Origin of the sequence: Ruegeria sp. R14_0, assembly GCF_017743975.1 — a bacterium.
Taxonomy (GTDB): domain Bacteria; phylum Pseudomonadota; class Alphaproteobacteria; order Rhodobacterales; family Rhodobacteraceae; genus Ruegeria.
In genome coordinates, this window is sequence record NZ_JAGHRC010000001.1 from 353,064 (window position 1) to 367,764 (window position 14,701).

The 14,701-nt window shown below is 59.1% G+C and carries 15 protein-coding genes, 1 tRNA gene, 1 pseudogene and 1 riboswitch; of the genes and pseudogenes, 7 read left to right on the top strand and 10 right to left on the bottom strand.

Features of this window, described 5'->3' with window-relative positions; translation table 11 throughout:
* Positions 1-3: 3 nt before the first annotated feature.
* From cobW to J7416_RS01715, 3 genes are all read right to left on the bottom strand, one after another.
* Positions 4-1,059: a cobalamin biosynthesis protein CobW gene (cobW, locus tag J7416_RS01705; protein WP_209222473.1), complete on the bottom strand. Its 1,056-nt coding sequence runs from the start codon at positions 1,057-1,059 to the stop codon at positions 4-6.
* Between the two features lies 1 nt (position 1,060).
* Positions 1,061-1,444 (bottom strand): DUF1636 domain-containing protein, encoded by a 384-nt coding sequence (locus J7416_RS01710; RefSeq protein WP_209222475.1) that lies wholly within the window; start codon positions 1,442-1,444, stop codon positions 1,061-1,063.
* 82 nt (positions 1,445-1,526) lie between these two features.
* Positions 1,527-1,738: riboswitch (cobalamin riboswitch) on the bottom strand.
* A 72-nt stretch (positions 1,739-1,810) separates the two neighbouring features.
* Positions 1,811-2,695 (bottom strand): LysR substrate-binding domain-containing protein, encoded by an 885-nt coding sequence (locus J7416_RS01715; RefSeq protein WP_209222477.1) that lies wholly within the window; start codon positions 2,693-2,695, stop codon positions 1,811-1,813.
* A 108-nt stretch (positions 2,696-2,803) separates the two neighbouring features.
* On the opposite strand from J7416_RS01715, the gene J7416_RS01720 reads away from it, so the two are divergent.
* Positions 2,804-3,760: an NAD(P)-dependent oxidoreductase gene (locus tag J7416_RS01720; RefSeq protein WP_209222479.1), complete on the top strand. Its 957-nt coding sequence runs from the start codon at positions 2,804-2,806 to the stop codon at positions 3,758-3,760.
* Between the two features lie 43 nt (positions 3,761-3,803).
* Here the strand turns inward: J7416_RS01720 and J7416_RS01725 are convergent.
* A tRNA-Cys gene (locus tag J7416_RS01725) sits at positions 3,804-3,877 on the bottom strand.
* A 227-nt stretch (positions 3,878-4,104) separates the two neighbouring features.
* Between J7416_RS01725 and J7416_RS01730 the strand changes: the two genes are divergently transcribed.
* The 3 genes from J7416_RS01730 to J7416_RS01740 all read left to right on the top strand — a co-directional run bounded on the left by J7416_RS01730 (position 4,105) and on the right by J7416_RS01740 (position 7,114).
* Positions 4,105-4,758: a protein-L-isoaspartate O-methyltransferase gene (locus J7416_RS01730; RefSeq protein ID WP_209222481.1), complete on the top strand. Its 654-nt coding sequence runs from the start codon at positions 4,105-4,107 to the stop codon at positions 4,756-4,758.
* Positions 4,759-4,853: 95 nt separating this feature from the next.
* Positions 4,854-6,272, top strand: coding sequence for a TolC family outer membrane protein (locus J7416_RS01735; RefSeq protein ID WP_209222483.1), 1,419 nt, complete (start codon positions 4,854-4,856; stop codon positions 6,270-6,272).
* Positions 6,273-6,346: 74 nt separating this feature from the next.
* Complete coding sequence (locus tag J7416_RS01740) at positions 6,347-7,114, top strand: hypothetical protein (RefSeq protein WP_209222485.1); 768 nt, start codon at positions 6,347-6,349, stop codon at positions 7,112-7,114.
* A 3-nt stretch (positions 7,115-7,117) separates the two neighbouring features.
* Here the strand turns inward: J7416_RS01740 and J7416_RS01745 are convergent, their stop codons facing one another.
* On the bottom strand, positions 7,118-8,575 hold the full coding sequence (locus tag J7416_RS01745) for a cobyric acid synthase (RefSeq protein ID WP_209222487.1): 1,458 nt from the start codon (positions 8,573-8,575) through the stop codon (positions 7,118-7,120).
* Between the two features lie 60 nt (positions 8,576-8,635).
* Here J7416_RS01745 and J7416_RS01750 point away from each other — a divergent pair, with 60 nt between their 5' ends.
* The gene (locus J7416_RS01750) at positions 8,636-9,205 is read left to right on the top strand and encodes a cobalamin biosynthesis protein CobQ (RefSeq protein ID WP_209222489.1); all 570 of its coding nucleotides are present in this window, start codon (positions 8,636-8,638) and stop codon (positions 9,203-9,205) included.
* 67 nt (positions 9,206-9,272) lie between these two features.
* On the opposite strand, the gene J7416_RS01755 is transcribed toward J7416_RS01750, so the two are convergent.
* A complete protein-coding gene (locus J7416_RS01755) occupies positions 9,273-9,593 on the bottom strand; it encodes a DUF6280 family protein (RefSeq protein WP_037310273.1) in 321 nt (106 codons plus the stop codon).
* Positions 9,594-9,811: 218 nt separating this feature from the next.
* On the opposite strand from J7416_RS01755, the gene efp reads away from it, so the two are divergent.
* Complete coding sequence (gene efp / locus J7416_RS01760) at positions 9,812-10,375, top strand: elongation factor P (RefSeq protein ID WP_209222491.1); 564 nt, start codon at positions 9,812-9,814, stop codon at positions 10,373-10,375.
* A 54-nt stretch (positions 10,376-10,429) separates the two neighbouring features.
* Here efp and J7416_RS01765 read toward each other — a convergent pair whose 3' ends face one another.
* Together J7416_RS01765 and J7416_RS01770 are read right to left on the bottom strand one after the other, a co-directional pair.
* The gene (locus tag J7416_RS01765) at positions 10,430-11,374 is read right to left on the bottom strand and encodes an ABC transporter transmembrane domain-containing protein (protein WP_209222493.1); all 945 of its coding nucleotides are present in this window, start codon (positions 11,372-11,374) and stop codon (positions 10,430-10,432) included.
* Between the two features lie 107 nt (positions 11,375-11,481).
* Entirely contained in the window at positions 11,482-12,219 is a 738-nt protein-coding gene (locus tag J7416_RS01770) for a folate-binding protein YgfZ (protein WP_209222494.1), read from the bottom strand.
* A gap of 74 nt (positions 12,220-12,293) precedes the next feature.
* On the opposite strand from J7416_RS01770, the gene J7416_RS01775 reads away from it, so the two are divergent.
* On the top strand, positions 12,294-12,968 hold the full coding sequence (locus J7416_RS01775; protein WP_209222496.1) for a TIGR04283 family arsenosugar biosynthesis glycosyltransferase: 675 nt from the start codon (positions 12,294-12,296) through the stop codon (positions 12,966-12,968).
* Positions 12,969-12,975: 7 nt separating this feature from the next.
* Here J7416_RS01775 and J7416_RS01780 read toward each other — a convergent pair.
* Positions 12,976-13,722 (bottom strand): annotated as a pseudogene (locus J7416_RS01780) (hypothetical protein); the annotation flags it as partial.
* Between the two features lie 77 nt (positions 13,723-13,799).
* Positions 13,800-14,669 carry a MurR/RpiR family transcriptional regulator gene (locus J7416_RS01785; RefSeq protein WP_348540240.1) on the bottom strand — a complete coding sequence of 290 codons (870 nt, stop codon included), beginning with the start codon at positions 14,667-14,669 and terminating at the stop codon, positions 13,800-13,802.
* Between the last annotated feature and the right edge of the window lie 32 nt (positions 14,670-14,701).

Consider the following 14,701-nt stretch of genomic DNA (forward strand, 5'->3'; position numbering starts at 1 on the left):
GGATTACTCGGCAGCCTCACGCACACCCACGAGGATATCGCGGATTTCGGCCTCTTTGATGTCGTCATGCTCGGCAATGACCACCAGGCGCGAGCGGCGCTCTTCGCCGGGCTCCCAGGGGCGGTCATACTGGTGACGGACACGCGCGCCGACGGCTTGCACCAGCAGGCGCATCGGTTTGCCTTGAACGGCGGCATAGCCTTTGACACGCAGGATGTTCAGATCTTTGGCCAGACGTTCGATTTTGGCGACCAGATCGGCGGGATCGGTTTGTTCCGGCAGCTCGACGATGATGCTTTCGAAATCGTCATGTTCGTGATCATGGTGGCCGTCGTGATGGCTGGGGCGGGCCTCCATGTCATCCTCGGCGGCGGCTTCCAGGCCCAGCACGACACGCACGTCAACCGCACCCTCGGCCACTTCGACCACGGGCAGGGGACGCGGCGCTTCAGCGGCGATGATCTCTTTGGCCTTTGCCACACCCTCGGGACCAGCCAGATCGGGCTTGGTCAGCAGGATGATGTCGGCACAGGAAATCTGATCCTCGAACACCTCGGACAGCGGCGTTTCGTGGTCGATCGAGTCATCGGCCAGACGCTGGGCATCCACCGCCTCGACATTCGGTGCAAAGCGACCGGCGGCGACGGCCTCGGCATCGGCCAGCGCGATCACGCCGTCAACGGTGATCTTGGAACGGATATCCGGCCAGTCGAACGCCTTCAGCAGAGGCTTGGGCAGCGCGAGACCGGAGGTTTCGATCAGGATGTGATCGGGGCGCGGTTCCAGCGCCATCAGGGCTTCTATCGTTGGGATGAAATCGTCGGCCACGGTGCAGCAGATGCAGCCGTTTGCCAGTTCCATGATGTTCTCCGCTGGGCAGTCCGGGATTGCGCACGACTTGAGGATGTCGCCATCGACGCCAACATCACCGAATTCGTTGACCACCACGGCCAAACGTTTGCCCTGCGGGTTCTGCATCAGATGCTTGACCAGCGTGGTTTTCCCCGAGCCTAGAAAGCCGGTGATGACAGTAACGGGGAGTTTTTCGAGGTTCGACATATCAGGCTCCAATCGGGGGAATGCGGGCTGCACAGTTTTTGCGGAAATGCTCGGGGCGTTCGCGCCATTTCACCAGACCGTCTTCGGCGGCAAGATACTTGGTGACGCCGTCAACGATGGTCTCGACATGATCGACCTCGTTCAGGTTCTCGTAGACAAAGGTCCAGCGGGATGGACCGCCGCGCAAAACAATCGAGCATCCTTGATCGCAATTGGACAGGCACTCTACCGGTTTCAACTGGATGCCTTCTGGCAGTTCTGCCTGTTCCAGAGCCTTGTGCAGCAAGGTGCCGGGCCGCTGGGCATCATCCTCGATAGGCAAGCCACGACGGCAGGTCGTACAGACCAGCAATTCGACTGGTGTGGTCTCGGTCACGTCTCTCATCCCCCCAAATCCTCTTCGTGGGGGACGGGGTTTCATGCGGGCCACGTCTGTGCATGGACCCGACACCGGATCACCCCGTCCGGTTTCAACTTCGGGTGTTGGCAGGTCTCCCGGCTTGCGGATGTCAGAGCCTTTGGCCCTGTCGGATGTCCCGCCTTCCCGGCCTTTTTGGCCAGTGGCTTTGGGCACCCTCTCCGGTCACGGTCGCGGGGGCGGCTGTGCTTGACGGATCATCCGCTGGCACATTCCCTTTTCATCCATCCGAAGATGGACACCAACGCAAGCGACATGCGGCACGGGCAGGGGGGTTGTCAAGCGTGAGCCGGGGTTGGAAAGCCATGACGTCGGAAAAGCGACCAGCCAGTGTCAGCCAGCGGCATCCAGGGCCAGCCGATCCCGTAGCCAAGCGCAAAACAACCCCGCCGCAGCCGACGGCTGAGCGGACCCCGGCGCTGCGATCAGGTAATGTGATTGCGCGAATGGAATCGCCGGGCCCGCGATTTGGATCGGGGCACCCTGGGCCATGGCGTTGCGTGCGAACCGCTCGACGATTGTCGCACACCCTGCGCCTGCCATCACAAGCTGCAGCGCTGCTACGGACGTATCGACCGAGTAGAGCGGCGCGTGCTCTGCCGGGGGCAATCCATGAGCTTGAAAATAGCGCGCCCAGTTGTCCTCGTACCCCAGGATGTGAATGAGTGGGCCGTCGCGCAGCGCGTGCAGGTCTGGAATAGGCGATCCGGACCTGCAGATCGGCACCAGCTTTTCGTCGGTCAACTTTTCCGAAGTCACCCCCGGCCAGTCGCCATAGCCCATTCGTATTTCAACATCCACATCCTTGGGGGCGATCGTGTCGTTCCAAATATGTGACACAAGGCGCACGGGAATGTCCGGGTGCCGGGTCACGAAATCCGGCAATTCAGCCGCAATCCAATATGTCGCTGTGGAAATCGCGGCCCTCACCGTCAGGGATTGGCGCGACGCCGGGCCGAACAAGCTGTTGGTGGACAGGGCAATGTCACCCAATGCGCGCCGCACGGTTAGGGCATAGGATTGGCCCAGTTCGGTCAGCTCCAGCCGCCGCGCGTTTCGGGTAAAAAGCTTTTGGCCCAAATCTGCCTCAAGTGATCGGATGTGCAGTGACACCGCGGTCTGGGTCAGGCCAAGCTCTTTCGCCGTCGTTGTGAAATTCAAATGCCGCGCGGCTGATTCAAAGCTGCGCAGCCATGCGGGGTTGGGAAGTCGATCCATCTATCACCAAGAATTTTTGGTCATTATCTTGATTATTATTCGTTTCGCTTTTGAAAAGGCAATGTGGATACTTGCGGCCAAATCAATGCACAACTGCCGGAGGGTATTATGAAAGTTGGCTTTATCGGGTTGGGAAATGTCGGAGCAAAGCTCTCAGGGTCGCTGCTGCGCAACGGGGTTGATCTGACAGTGCATGACCTGAACCCGGATCTTGTGCAGGACTTCGTAGCCAAGGGCGCAAAGGCGGCCGAGAACCCGGCGCAGATCATGCGGGATTGCGATGCGGTCATCACCTGCCTGCCTTCCCCAGCGGCGTCGGACGCCGTGATGCAAGAGATGCTGTCCGAGGTCGGGCCGGGCAAAATCTGGATGGAGATGTCGACGACCGACGAAGCCGAGGTCAAACGACTGGGCGCAATGGTGATTGAACGTGGCGGTGCCGCGGTGGATTGCCCGGTCTCTGGCGGCTGCCACCGGGCTGCGACGGGAAATATCTCGATCTTTGCCGGCTGTGATCGGCAGACCTTTGACCAGATATTGCCGTTTCTGACCACGATGGGGCGGCGCATCTTGCATACGGGTGAACTGGGTTCCGCTTCGGTTCTGAAGGTTTTGACGAACTACCTGGCCACCGCAAATCTGATCACCTGCGCCGAAGCACTGGTGACGGCCAAGGCTGCCGGGATGGACCTGAACACGACCTATGAGGCGATCAAAATCTCATCTGGCACGTCCTTTGTTCACGAAACGGAAAGTCAGGTCATTCTGAATGGCTCGCGCGATATCTCGTTTACAATGGACCTTGTGAAGAAGGATATCGGCCTGTTCCAGGACGTCGCCAACCGCGCGGGTGTGCCCTTGGAAATCAACCCGGTGATGATCAAGATTTTCGAAGATGGCATCGCACGCTTTGGCGAACGCGAACTGTCCCCCAATATCATCCGACGTCTGGAAGAGGCTACAGGCCTGGATATCCGCGCGCCGGGCTTTCCGCCGGAAATGCAGGACGACGAACCCGAAGAAGCCGGATACGAAGTCGTCCCGCAGGGACGTGAGGCCGTGTGACGCACGAAAGTACCGGGTCGGGTGATGGGATTCTGATAGAGAGTGGAGGCGAGTACCGGAATCGAACCGGTGTACACGGATTTGCAATCCGCTGCGTCACCACTCCGCCAACTCGCCTTTTCAAGTAAAATCAAATACTTGCTGTGGTGTGACAGGCGTTTTAGCAGCTTTCTGCAGGGGCGTCCAGAGGGGGGAGTGCGAAATTCAGGGTCAGTTGTCAACTCGGGCTTAGGTTGCGACGTTGTATCCTGAGATGATTGAAAAGTTTCCGCATCAGGGCCGTTGCCGGTTTTTCAAGGATGTGGCAAAACCTGATCACCCAAGGGAACAGAATGAGCGATCCAATGACAGATTTCGCAGCCCGCCGCCGAACGATGGTCGATACACAGATACGGCCTTCTGACGTCACCAAATTTCCGATCATTGACGCGATGCTGACCGTCAAACGCGAGAACTTCGTGCCGGACGCGCAGCGTGAGGCGGCTTATGTCGAAGGCGTTCTGGATCTGGGTGACGGGCGCTGTATGCTCGAGCCGCGGACGTTGGCTAAGATGTTGGATATATTGAACATCTCGAACGATGAGGCGGTTTTGGATATCGCCCCGGCCTTGGGTTATTCGACCGCCGTCACCGCGCGTATGGCGCAGTTGGTTGTTGCCGTCGAACAGGACGAAAGCCTGGCAGCCGAAGCGCAGAATGTCCTTATGGAAGCTGAAGCGGACAACGCGATTGTCCATGTAGGTCCGTTCGAAGAGGGTGCGGCAGAGCATGGGCCATATGACGTCATCATGATCCAGGGCGGGGTCGAGCAGGTGCCAGAGGCGCTGATTGCGCAACTTAAGGAGCATGGGCGCATTGCCTGCCTGTTTGTCGACGGTGCGCTTGGAACGGTGCGCATCGGCCACAAATCCGGTGATCGCGTAACATGGCGGGACGCATTTAACGCCAATGCACCGATTTTAAACGCATTTTCCGCAAACCGTGTATTTTCGCTATAGTTTGACGGCAGTTTGCGCTGCTGCCTTGATTAGTTGAACATAAACACGCAAACTGTCGGCAGGGCAGCGTAATTTTGATTTGAGAGGATTTCGTTATGAGTTCTATGGCGGGAGGAAAGCTGGTCAGGGCGCTGGCACTGACTGCAGGGGTCGCACTTAGTTTTGTACCGGGTCGTGCCGCTTGGGCCGACAACATTACCGACGCCTTCATCGGCGCGTATAACACCAGTGGTTTGCTAGAGCAGAACCGGGCATTGCTGCGGGCAGCGGACGAAGACGTCGCAATCGCACTTTCGGCGCTGCGACCGATCATCAACTGGACGGTGGCAATCAGCAGCAACTACAACCGACGTAACATCAGCGATACTGTGACACGTACGGAACCAAACAACTTTTTCACGGGCCTGACACTGAGCCAGCTCCTGTATGACGGCGGCGCGGCGGTGCTGGGCAAGCAATCCGCGCAGGAAACGGTGCTGTCGACACGGCAAACCCTGCTGGACATTGAACAACAGGTGCTGTTCCGCGGCGCAAATGCATATCTTGAGGTTCTTCTTCAGGAAGAAACCGTACAGATTCGTCTGAACAACGTCGACGTGTCGGCCGAAGAACTGCGCGCGTCGCAGGACAGGTTTGACGTGGGCGAGGTGACACGGACTGACGTCGCACTGTCGCAAGCCCAGCTTGCAAGCTCGCAGGCCGATCTGGCTGTCGCACGGGGTAACCTGGACACTGCGCAGGCAGAATACGTGAATGCCGTTGGCAAATCACCGGGCCGCACGGCGGGACAGCCGAGCCTGCCGAACCTGCCAAGCTCGGAAGCGCAGGCCGTCAGCCTCGCACAGCGCAATCACCCGGCCATCCTGTCGGCGCAGCATCAGGTGCGCGCATTTGATCTGATCGTTGCGCAGCAGCGCGCCAACCTTGGGCCAAACGTCAGCCTGAACGCTGATGCGGGCATCACGGAAACCTATGACAACGACGACAACATCGAAGATGCAACCGTCTCGCTGAACTTCAACCAGCCGATCTATGCCGGTGGCCGTCTGGCGGCGAACGTGCGTCGGGCAATGGCGACACGGGACGCATCGCGGGCCAACCTGTTGAACGTGCAGAAAGACATTACGCAGGGTGTGACCGAGGCGTATGCCCGATTCCAAGCAGCAACAGCCAGCTTGCGGGCGTCGACCGAACGGGTGCGGGCATCGCAGGTCGCGTTTGACGGTATCCGCGAAGAGGCCACGCTGGGCGCTCGGACCACGCTGGACGTTCTGAATGCACAGCAGGATTTGCTGGACGCGCAGTTGGCACAAGTTGCCTCGCGCATCGAGCGGTCGCGCGCCGCCTATCAGCTGCTGCAGGCACAAGGTTTGCTGACAGCTGAACGTCTGGGGCTGGCCGTTCAGATCTATGACCCGACGCTGTACTACAACCTGGTCAAGAAAGCGCCAGCTCAGGTCAGCAGACAAAGCCGGGACCTGGATCGCGTTCTCAAAGCGTTGCGCCGCGACTAAGGGCCAATACTACCTGTTGTGACGCCCGGTTTGTTTGGCTACACTCAATCCTGAGGATAGAGCGGTAGAGAACAATGACGGATAAAGTCGTGAACGGCAGAGTAGAGGACGTGTTGTCCTCGATCAAACGGCTGGTCGGTGAAAAAGGTCAGAACAGCACCGACGTTATGCCACCGTCAATCGCCCGCAAGCCCGGGCGATTGGTCCTGACCGAGGCGCTGCGCGTTGGTGGAACCTCGAGCATTCAGGACGGGCCGGAAGACGAGGCCGAAGCTGAACAAACCTATACTGCTGATGCGTCGGTCAAGCCGATGCTGTTGCGCGCCTGCGATATCGTGAATCGCGAAGACCCGGCCAACAAAGAACAGGCCGCGTCAGAGCCGCCCAAGGACGCAACCAACAGTCTGAGCGCAAAGATCGAGGCGCTTGAGGCCGCGATCGCCCGCACCGAAGATCAGTGGGAGCCGGACGGCGACAGCGAAGACGAGTATTCCGGTACTCCGGCCAAAGCACTTGAATTCAGTGCACGCAACGAGTTCGCGGATACTGAGGTTACGAAGGCCGAGCCGCCAAAGACAGAAGCCAAAGAGGCTGTGGCGACGACCAAGGCAACCTTTGTTCGTGATCCCGAGGTGACGAATGCTACGCCCGCACACCCCGTCGAGGAAACGGCGGAAGAAAGCGCAATGGCGGATATCGGCGAAGACGCGCTGCGCAAGCTGATTGCTGAGGTTGTACGCGAAGAGTTGCAGGGTGTGTTGGGTGAACGCATCACCCGCAACGTCCGTAAGATGGTCCGGCGTGAGATCTACAAAGCTCTGGCGGAAAAGAACCTCGAGTAACGATCAGGCCCGTTTCGGCTGTTCAGCAAGCGCAAGCAGGTGGTCCAGATCCATAGTCCGTTCAAGGTGGTCCGCCAAGGCATCCAGCGTATCTTCAACTCCGTCTTCGTAGGACAGATTTGACTGCACACCCAGCTGCGACAGGTACGAGGCGCGGAACGTATCCGAACTGAAGATACCGTGTAGGTAACTGCCGCGGATACGGCCCGAGGCGTTCACAGCGCCTTCTGGCCGTCCGTCGACCTCCAGCCAAGCACGGGCGCAATCAGGCCCTTCGGTGCGGCCCATGTGGATTTCATAGCCGGACACCGGCTCACCCCCGTCAAGGGCGCGGGCCGAGGTCAGTTTCACCTGTTTCTGACCGGCCATCACGGTCTCGACATCCAGCAGGCCCAGCCCTTCGACGGTGCCCGGTCGTCCATCGACGCCATCCGGGTCCGCGATGGTCTTGCCCAGCATTTGATACCCGCCACACAAGCCCAGCACGTGCCCCCCTCGGCGGACATGCGCGTAAATGTCAACGTCCCAGCCTTGTGCCCGGAAATAGGCCAGATCCCCGATCGTGGACTTGCTGCCGGGCAGCAGAACCAGATCCGCGTCGCCGGGCAGGGCGCGACCGGCCGGGACGATCTCGACGCTGACACCGGGTTCGGCGGACAGCGGATCGAGGTCATCGAAATTGGCCATACGCTCCAGCTGCGGCACGACCACCTTGCAGGCCCCGCCCGAGTGAGAGCGGATATCCATCATGTCCTCGGCGGGCAATTTCCACGCGTCGTGGAACCACGGGACAACGCCCAGACACGGCCATCCGGTGCGTTCGGCGATGTCGTCGCGGCCTTCATCAAACAAGGATACGTCGCCCTTGAACCGGTTGACGGCAAATCCCCGGATCATCTTCAGGTCCTCCGCATCCAGAACCGCCTGAGTTCCGACGATCTGCGCAATCACACCGCCGCGGTGAATGTCGCCGACCAGAATGACCGGCACACCAGCGGCGCAGGCAAATCCCATATTGGCAATGTCGCCCTTGCGCAGGTTGGTTTCGGCCGGGCTGCCAGCGCCTTCGATCAGAACCAGATCAGCGTCGCTGCACAGACGGTTAAAGCTTTCCAGCGCAGCGCCCAGCAGTTTGGATTTGTCTTTGCGATAATCCCCGGCCTTCATGGTACCCGCGCGCTGGCCCTGCACGATGATCTGGGCACCCGTATCGGTTTCCGGCTTCAAGAGGATCGGGTTCATGTCCGTATGGGTCGCGCGCCGGGCCGCACGCGCCTGCAAAGCCTGCGCGCGGCCGATCTCGCCGCCGTTTTCGGAGACGGCAGCGTTGTTCGACATGTTCTGCGGTTTGAACGGCGCAACGCGCAACCCGCGCCGAGTAAAGGCCCGCGCCAGACCGGCCACAAGAACCGATTTCCCGACATTGCTGCCGGTGCCCTGAATCATGATGGACCGAACCATGGCCTGTCTCCTATGCTCTGGCGCAGATGACCTGATTTGCAGGCAAAGGAAAAGCCCCAGTTGAATACGCCCGCGCATCTTTTGATCGGAGCCGCCGCCTTTGCCCGTCCGCCCCATGGGCGTGTCCTGTGGGCGGCCCTGTTGGGCTCATTGTTGCCAGACCTGTCGCTGTATGTGATGGCGGGCACTTCGCTGTATGTGCTGGGAATTCCGCCAAGCGTTGTTTTCGACCAGCTCTACTTTTCTGATAGTTGGCAGACAGTGTTTGCGATCGACAATTCCTTTATCATATGGGGCACAGCCCTTTTGGTCGGAATGTGGAGAGGGTGGCAGGTTCTGATCGTCGCGGCGTCTGCGGGTTTGCTGCATTTGACGATGGATTTCCTGCTGCATGCCGGGGATGGGCGTCCTCAATTCTGGCCGATCAGTGATTGGGTGTTTCGCAGCCCGGTCAGCTATTGGGACAGCAACCACCATGCCCTTTGGGTCGCACCTGTGTCTGCTGCGGCTTGTGTTGCGTGTTACGTGGTGTTGTGGAGGCGTGGAATGCCAGCCTGGGCTAAAGCGTTTTTTGCCGTGCTTTTGATGGCCGAGCTGTGGGTCGCGCGACAATGGTTTTTATTCTTTTGACACCGGACAAAAGAAAAACGCGCCCCAAATATGGGAGCGCGCTTTTTCATAGGAAAGTCGCCTTGGATCAGGCAGCTTCTGCTTGCTGAGCGGCGTTGCGGCGTTCGCTTTCTTCACGCGACAGCGCGACCGAGGTGCGGACACCACGACCAACGAATTCCATCAGGCCGCTGACAACCCGTTCATTGGGGTCGATACCCGCGCAGGACAGCACCTCGCGACCATCGCGCGAGCGGGCCCAACGGGCGATCTGTTCGGGGCCATTGCCGTATTTCTTGTCATCGGCGATAGCGTCATCCAGTGCAGCCAACACAACGGCCGCGAAAAGTTTGCGTGCACGATTGCCTTGCTCATTGTTAAAGGCAGTGCCGTCAACGAAATCTCTCATCTCGTCTTCCTTGTTGTTCTTGCTCTTGCATTTTCGGCGTGAGGGTCCTTATGACCTATTAGGTGCGATTCGGATACAGCTAAAATGCATAGTTGCGTTGCGTCACCCGCATAGCTTGCTGCAGTTGCAGCACTAGGTTTCGTTGTCTTGTCAGGTGTGATCCCGCCAGATATAGGGACGGGAACTGACGCATCAACCGTTTGTGAAGGATTTATGTCATGCCCAAGATAAATGGGAACGAAATTCGCCCCGGCAACGTGCTTGAGCATAACGACGGGCTGTGGGCGGCGGTCAAGGTTGACCACGTAAAGCCCGGTAAAGGCGGGGCTTTTGCGCAGGTCGAGCTGCGCAACCTGCGGAACGGATCGAAACTGAACGAACGCTTCCGGTCTGCGGACAAAGTTGAACGCGTGCGTTTGGAACAGAAAGATCAGCAGTTCCTGTACGAATCCGACGGCATGTTGGTGTTCATGGATTCCGAAACCTATGAGCAAATCGAACTGCCCGCCGACCTGCTGGGCGAACGCCGCCCGTTTCTGCAGGACGGCATGACCATCGTGGTCGAGTTTTACGAAAGCGAAGCGCTGAACGCCACGCTGCCCCAAAAGGTCACCTGCAAGATCGTCGAGACCGAGCCGGTGGTCAAAGGTCAGACCGCTGCGAACTCGTTCAAGCCGGCGGTTCTGGACAATGGCGTCAAGGTCATGGTGCCGCCATTCATCGGCCAGGATGAGATGATCGTCGTGAACACCGAGTCCATGGAATATTCCGAGCGCGCGTAAGCACGCGTTCATACGAATACTCGAAAACCGCGCGGACCTGTGCCGCGCGGTTTTTTATTTCCTTTGCTTGATGTGCCGATAGCGTTCCGGGTTGGGGCCGAACAGTTCAAGCATAAGCTCGTATTTGATGCGGTTTGCGCTGACCTGTCGGTAAAAGGCGATCAGGAACGCCGTGGGCCCCTGAATACGGCTGAGCCCGCTGGTGGCCGCGACCACTGTACCGACATCTGTTTTCCCGTTCAGAACCAGATAGCCGCCCAGCATCAGAACGCCCACTGTTCCGGCTCCGTTAATCACGCTCAGCAGAAACTTGGCCGAAAGCTTCCAGATGAACATTTTGCGCCGCGTTTCGTAGATGTCGTCGAACTGTGCCTCGACCTCGCGCGCGATGTCATTGATCTGCTCAACGTTCAGTTTATCGGTGGCGCCGCGCAGAATTCGGACACGTTCAGCGACGAAGACGTTCACTTTGCGCTGGGAAATCAGGACAATGATGATCTGCGGCACGATCATTGAGAACGCAATCATCCCCAAACCGGGTTGCGTCGATGAAATATAGCCGATGACGCTGATCAGGGTGCCGATCTGAACAACTGGATCCGAAAACGCGCCTCCTGCGAACTTTCCCAGCTCTTCCGCTTCGGCCGAGATTGCCGTGGTCATCGTGCCTTTGCGCACGGTTTCGCCAGACCCGTTTACATCTTGGGCCCGCACCAGAAGCCTTTGGCGGATCATGCGGATCAGGTCCTCGCCCAACGTCCCGGCGCGGTAGCCCAGCAACCATTTCAAGCCAAGGCTGAGCAAGATCACGGACATCATGCCCATGCCAAGATAGATCAGCTTATCGGTGCTGACATCGTCTGCGGTCAGGTGGTTGATGATATCGCGCTGAAACTCAAGCGGGACCGCGGCCAGGCCTGCAATGGCAATGGACAAAACAATGAGGATGATCTGCCGCCCGGCGCTGGCGCGCCAGATCGCTCGGTATAACTGGAACATGAGCCAATCCGGATTGCTGAACTCAGGCCAGTGTGACAGCGCGCTTGGCTATGTTCAAACCTGAGACTGTGCGGCGGTGTGTCCGGCGTGCCGGTTTGGCAACAAGTTTAGGAGATTAGCCGGATCGTGGCGCCATCGGCCTGCATATCATCCCCAACGCGGTCGAGGCGCAGATAGGCGATCCCGCGGCCATTGGATTGGGTGAACAGCGTCCCCGCCGGTTTTCCGCCCGATGTGATGGCCGTTCCAACCGGAGCAGCCCCATCGACAGCAACACTGCGAAGGCCTTTGCGCAATTCGGTCTTGTGCTTCATCCGTGCGGTGACTTCCTGCCCGACATAGCAGCCCTTCTTGAAATCCACGCCGTTCAGCACTTCGAACCCTGCCTCCAGGATATAGCTGTCTGGCGTCAGTTCGATCCCGGTTTCGGGGATGCAATGGCCCACGCGGATCGCGTCCCAGTCGGTGCCGTCATCGCTTTCTTCCTGCGCGGTATAGGCCCGCCAGCCCATATCCGGATGGCGTGGATCGGGCAGGGCACCCTCCGGCGCGGGTCCGGTGCCGCGTTGCAGGTTCAAACCGCTGTCCTCAATTGAAACATCCGCGCGCAGCTTGTACATGCCCAGCCGTTTGACCAAACCATCGGCAAGGTCTTCGGCCACGTCCAGCAACACTGCGCCACCGTCGCGTTTCAGGAAAAAATCCGCCAGATACTTGCCCTGAGGCGTCAGCAGGGCGGTATAGACCAGCCCGGTATCCAACCCTTCGATACTATTGGTCACCAGCCCTTGCAGAAAGCTGTCTGTGTCCGAGCCGCTGAGGCGCAAAATTCGGCGGTTGGGCATCTGAGTTGTCCTCGTCTTTTCCTCGGGCCTCGTGATATAGGAGTTTCCTCCGTCATGACCAGAGGGTTTCCACAGTGCCTGCACCGATTAGCATCGTTATCCCGACCCTGAACGCAGGCGATAGCCTTCCGGCGACCCTTGGGGCGTTGATGGAGGGGTTGCATACGGGGCTGATCCGCGAGTTGATCGTCTCGGATGGTGGATCGACTGATCAGACCGTTGGGATTGCAGATGAGGCCGGCGCCGAGATCGTTACCGGGCCACCCTCGCGCGGCGGGCAATTGGCGCGGGGATGTGCGGCGGCCAAGGGGGAGTGGCTGCTGGTTCTGCACGCCGATACGTTATTGCAGGAAGGCTGGAGCAAGCCTGTGGGCGATCACCTGAGCACCGGGGCACCGGCGGTATTCCGATTGGCATTCAGGGCTTCGGGCTTTGCGCCGACATGGGTGGCGGGCTGGGCCAATCTGCGCAGCCGTCTGTTCGGGCTGCCGTACGGCGATCAAGGCCTGCTGATCCCGCGCGCGATGTATCAACAGGTCGGTGGCTATTGCGATCAGCCATTGATGGAAGACGTCGCCCTTGTCCGTCGCTTGCGCGGTATCGTGGTGCTGCCCACCAGGGCTTTTACGAGCGCGGACCGCTATCAGAGGGTGGGGTGGTTGCGTCGTGGCGCGCGAAATCTGTGGACTCTGACACGGTATTTTCTGGGGGTAGATCCTGAACGGTTGGCTCAGGCATATCGTCGCTGACCGTGGCGCGCAGCTCGACGATGGATTTTCCAAGACGGAAGGGGGCTGCGAAGCTGACGAGGCATAGGGCGACGATCTGCAAGACCAGAATATGCGCGTTGGCCTGCAGGTATTCCCATTCGTCCTTCAGTTTGGCGACCTGTTCCACCAGATCGTCGTAACTCTGCGCCAGGATCAGATAGTCCCCGGCAATCGCAGGCACCTTGCGACGCATGTTGTCGATTGCGGTCTGCGTTGCCTCATCAAGTGTCGTGAAGACAAGAAACTGGTCGATGTCGAACGCATCCGCCTTGGCGGACATCTGTTCCATCTCGTCCTTTTCCTGCCGTCCGAACAGGAAATGCAGCCCCTGCAGCGGCGCGACTTCGTTTGTGACGGCGATGAACAAGGGCAGGTCGGCGTTGCTGGCTGTTGAAGCCGAAAGGAACTCGACCCGGTCGCACAGAACGGCGGTATCGGGGTCGAACGCAGGATCGCAGAAACGCAGCCGGAACCGTGCGGCATCGCGATCAAAGGCCAGTGTTGCGGCATAGGCCACGTCGATTTGCCGGTCCAATCTGGAACTGTCCGAGGAGTAGAGGCCCGCCATAACGGCCACCAGCGCACCAACCCCGCCCAGCACAACCCAGACCAGATCAGCCAGTTTCCAGGCCCTGTGCCCGGCGGGTTTGCGGAACAGGAACGCTGTGCCAACCGATCCGATCAGAAAAAACAGGATCAGCAGGGGCAGTTGGTTGTCGGTCACGAAACTCATGACTTCAAAGTGAACGCCCGCCCTCCGGCTGGCAACACTCATCACGCGCAGTTGTTCCGGTTGAAAGGGAAAAGGCGTTACGAACCGGCGCTTTGGCCAAACTTTCGGAACAGCTTGGTGCGGTCGAAGGCCTGTTCCAGCTCATCTGTTCTTTCTTTGACCGAATCCCACAGACGCTCTTGCACCTCGGCAATGACGCATTCCATCAGGACCAGAATGGCAGCCATGGAATCCCAGGCCGACGGCACAGCGATCCGGGCGGCAAAGGTGTGCTTGGCCAGCCTGTGAATAGGTGATCGCCATTGATCCGTGAACAAGACGATCTCAGCCTCACGCTCGTGGCAGAGCTGGCCGATCAACAGCGAAGAATTCTCGTATCGACGAACATCCAGCGCCACCAGGACATCCCCCTTGCGGACGTCCAGCAGATCATGCGTCCACGATGCCGCAACGGGCAGCAGACGCACGTCCGGGCGGATCATCTGCAGGTGCAGGTACAGATACTGCGCCAGCGTGCCGGTGATGCGACCACCGGTGATAAAGATGCGCCGTTCGGGGTCACAAAGCAGGTTGCAGAAACTGTCGAATTCGTCCGGGTCGACCTCATCAATCGTGCGCTTTTGGTTGGCAAGCGTTTGCTGAGAATAGCGGTTCAGAATGTGTTCTTCGGGCAGATCGTTCTGCCAAAGGTCGCGCTTGGCGACCGGCCCAGAGATCATCTCTTTCACTTCGCCGCGCAGGGCGGCCTGAAACTGGGGATAGCCGTCAAATCCGGTTTTCTGAAGCATCCGCGCGACCGTCGTGGTCGAGACCGAGGCCGTGCTGGCCAGTTCCGTGATGCTTCCCAAGCCAGCCATTGGGTAATCGTCCAGCAGGACACTGACCAATTGCCGCTCGGATGGGGTCATCTTGTCTTTGTGGGCCAGAAGCCTGTCTGTCACCCGCACGCGGTGTACCTCCTGCATCCTTTGTAGCGTAG

Coding starts and splice junctions, on each gene's coding strand:
- efp (WP_209222491.1), top strand. CDS start 9,812: ATGCCCAAGATAAATGGGAACGAAATTCGCCCCGGCAACGTGCTTGAG.
- J7416_RS01740 (WP_209222485.1), top strand. CDS start 6,347: ATGACGGATAAAGTCGTGAACGGCAGAGTAGAGGACGTGTTGTCCTCG.
- J7416_RS01715 (WP_209222477.1), bottom strand. CDS start 2,695: ATGGATCGACTTCCCAACCCCGCATGGCTGCGCAGCTTTGAATCAGCC.
- J7416_RS01730 (WP_209222481.1), top strand. CDS start 4,105: ATGACAGATTTCGCAGCCCGCCGCCGAACGATGGTCGATACACAGATA.
- J7416_RS01710 (WP_209222475.1), bottom strand. CDS start 1,444: ATGAGAGACGTGACCGAGACCACACCAGTCGAATTGCTGGTCTGTACG.
- J7416_RS01735 (WP_209222483.1), top strand. CDS start 4,854: ATGAGTTCTATGGCGGGAGGAAAGCTGGTCAGGGCGCTGGCACTGACT.
- J7416_RS01765 (WP_209222493.1), bottom strand. CDS start 11,374: ATGTTCCAGTTATACCGAGCGATCTGGCGCGCCAGCGCCGGGCGGCAG.
- J7416_RS01755 (WP_037310273.1), bottom strand. CDS start 9,593: ATGAGAGATTTCGTTGACGGCACTGCCTTTAACAATGAGCAAGGCAAT.
- cobW (WP_209222473.1), bottom strand. CDS start 1,059: ATGTCGAACCTCGAAAAACTCCCCGTTACTGTCATCACCGGCTTTCTA.
- J7416_RS01770 (WP_209222494.1), bottom strand. CDS start 12,219: ATGCCCAACCGCCGAATTTTGCGCCTCAGCGGCTCGGACACAGACAGC.
- J7416_RS01745 (WP_209222487.1), bottom strand. CDS start 8,575: ATGGTTCGGTCCATCATGATTCAGGGCACCGGCAGCAATGTCGGGAAA.
- J7416_RS01720 (WP_209222479.1), top strand. CDS start 2,804: ATGAAAGTTGGCTTTATCGGGTTGGGAAATGTCGGAGCAAAGCTCTCA.